2 protein-coding genes are annotated in these 2,563 nt (G+C 47.7%); one reads left to right on the forward strand and one right to left on the reverse strand.

Going from position 1 to position 2,563, the window contains the following annotated elements:
- On the forward strand, nt 1–823 hold an 823-nt coding region (locus ACLUYS_RS09805; RefSeq protein ID WP_412659779.1), incomplete at its 5' end, for a hypothetical protein.
- A 417-nt stretch (nt 824–1,240) separates the two neighbouring features.
- Here the strand turns inward: ACLUYS_RS09805 and ACLUYS_RS09810 are convergent.
- The gene (locus ACLUYS_RS09810) at nt 1,241–2,353 is read right to left on the reverse strand and encodes a mechanosensitive ion channel family protein (protein WP_412659780.1); all 1,113 of its coding nucleotides are present in this window, start codon (nt 2,351–2,353) and stop codon (nt 1,241–1,243) included.
- Nucleotides 2,354–2,563 lie beyond the last annotated feature (210 nt).

Here is a 2,563-nt window from a genome sequence, read left to right on the forward strand (position 1 = left end):
GGTAGATGTGCTCGAAGTCGATAACAAGTCGGCCAATACAGTCTTTTTCTACTTTCTGGCCGGCGTAGACAATAATTCCGATTCCGTCTATCACATGAGCAACCTGGTGTATTCGCTGCGGGCGAAAAACAGCAATGACTTCAAAACGATCAATCCGATCGATCAGTTCAAGACGATCGTTACCAACGATGTTCAGCCAGGCCTGTCGACGTACATTTACGGCTATATCGGCGTTCCCAAAACGTCAGATCGAAACCTTGGTCTTTACATCGAAAAGGATGATACTTTCCTTCCGTTCTCGTCCACAAGCATCCGTAAAATCGATGATTCCAAAATCAAGAATTCCGATGAAAAGAAATTCACGATTTATGAAGATGAATATTACGAATTTGATGTGGATGCATCACAGCTTTCCTATCGTTATGAAAACGGAAAGTCGATCATCGAAGGCTTGAAAATTAACTACCGCAATAAAACGGATCAGCGCCTGGTTGTTCCGTATCTTTCCCCGATCTGCACGATCGACGGCTACGATTTCTCCGGTATGGCCAACGCCGACGAGCTCCGGGCAATGAGTCAGGAGCAGATCGAACAGTACGCGTTTACCGATAAAGGTCTGCCGGCAAAAACCGAAAGCATTCGCGCACAGGCGTACGGCTATGAGCTGTTCTATCTCGGACCGCAGCAGGAAGTTTCTGCTTCGATTCTCTTTGAAGCGCCGGATTCCGTTCCAGATTTCGCGTCCAAACTCCACAATGGAATTACCGTCAATATCAATTCGCCGTCTTTAGGCTATCGACAGATTCTCAAAGTCGACTACTAAGTCCAGAGATTTCTCCATCACAAATGATCTATAAAAAGCAGGGAGTCCTCCCTGTTTTTTTTATGGACTGCCCAAAACGATTCAAGCGTTCAAATTGGCATGCATACGGCTTCTTTTTACAATGAAACACGTAAACAGAACAGATGAAAATCTGGCCGCAATGGCTGACCACTTTGCGGCGCTGTTACAGACCGGATAGAAGAAGTCCCTCATTCTTCTGCCCATTATCCCTCACGAGTCGGCGCGCGAGCGCAATGGCTCACGCATCAGGACTCCTGTTCGATTCCGGAATCATCCCGGCTAAGAAGGCGGAGTCTTTTCTTTTTGCCAAAAAAATTAACCCTCTTCCTGAATTTCGAAGAGGGTTAAGCGGTTATATTGGAGAAAAGATCGGTTCAGTTCGTTTGGCCGATCGGTTCAGTTGCCGGGTTTCGTTTCGTCGCTGGAGCTGCTTCCGGCTGCGGACAAAGAGGAAGAGGGCCCCGATCCATTTTGCGATTTGCTGCCTGACTTTGATTTGCCTGATTTCAGAGAAGCAGCGGACTGGCCAATGGGCGCGCCGCTGCAGGAGACTGCAGCGGCAGAAGAAGCGGTGGATGCAGAAGATGCCTTCTTTTCTACAGTCGCGTAAGATACTGTCTCTGGATGCAGCTCTGGACGCGTTTCGAATTGCGTTTCTGGACTGAAGGTTTCACTTGCTTTGGAATCGGTCTTATCGCTTTGTTCTTCCGTCTCTTTCTCTTTGTGAACGAGTTCGACTTCTTCTATGGAAGCGGGCTGCGGCTTATAGATCGAAAGATTGAGCGCAAACGTTTCAGCCAGCTGATGGCTGCAAAGTTCATGGTCCTTTACCTGGACGTAGCCAATGGCTTCCATGGTCACATAGCCGGAAGAAATCTCCCGAACGGTAATGTAGCAGGGCTGGCTTTTTTCCAGAAGCGTATTCTGCTTCATCAGTTCCAGCGCCTCCGTGCGGATTTTTGTCATATCGTTGCCAACCGCGACGGAGAAGGGTACTTTTACACGTACATATGGATATTTGGTATAGTTTGTGATCGTATCTTCTACAATGGTGGCGTTCGGGATAACCGCCTCTTTCTGATTGTCGGTACGAATCGTTGTAAACATGAGTTCAATAGTCGTGACATACCCGCGATGGCCGGCCACCTGAATGTAGTCCCCGATTTTAAACGGTTTTGTCACCAGAATCTGAATGCCACCCGCAACATTGGCCATATTGCCTTTTAAGGCAAGTGCAACGCCAAGACCTAAAGCCGATACGAGCGAGACAATGCTCGATACTTTAATACCTAAAGCTTCGGCAGCCATAATGAACGATAAAGCGATGATCGCTATATTGGCTGTAGAGCCCAGAAACGTCATCAGCCCCTTATCCTGCGACTTATCTGCGGCTTTCACGATCATCTTTTTCACGCGCGGTCCGATCAGAATGCCAGCCGTCACTTCCACAATGGGAATCCAGGCCGTCTGAAGAAAATGAATCAGATCGGCGGACCAGTTGATTTTCATAAAATGCCCCCTTACTCTTCCATTTTAGAATCCCCGCAAAAAATTCCCTTCTGCCTGCCCGTTTACCCCTGATTGGAGGAGAATAATTGTACGTGGGAAAGATCGAGTGGATTTTGCTGCAGCGGATCAGTGCGCCATGGGAGAAACAAGGACAAGGATTGAGTTTATTTGAATAGAACTTTCCCAATCAGCTAAACTATACGGTCGGAT

This window comes from Allobaculum sp., from assembly GCF_047010065.1.
In the GTDB taxonomy this organism is placed as follows: domain Bacteria; phylum Bacillota_I; class Bacilli_A; order Erysipelotrichales; family Erysipelotrichaceae; genus Allobaculum; species Allobaculum fili.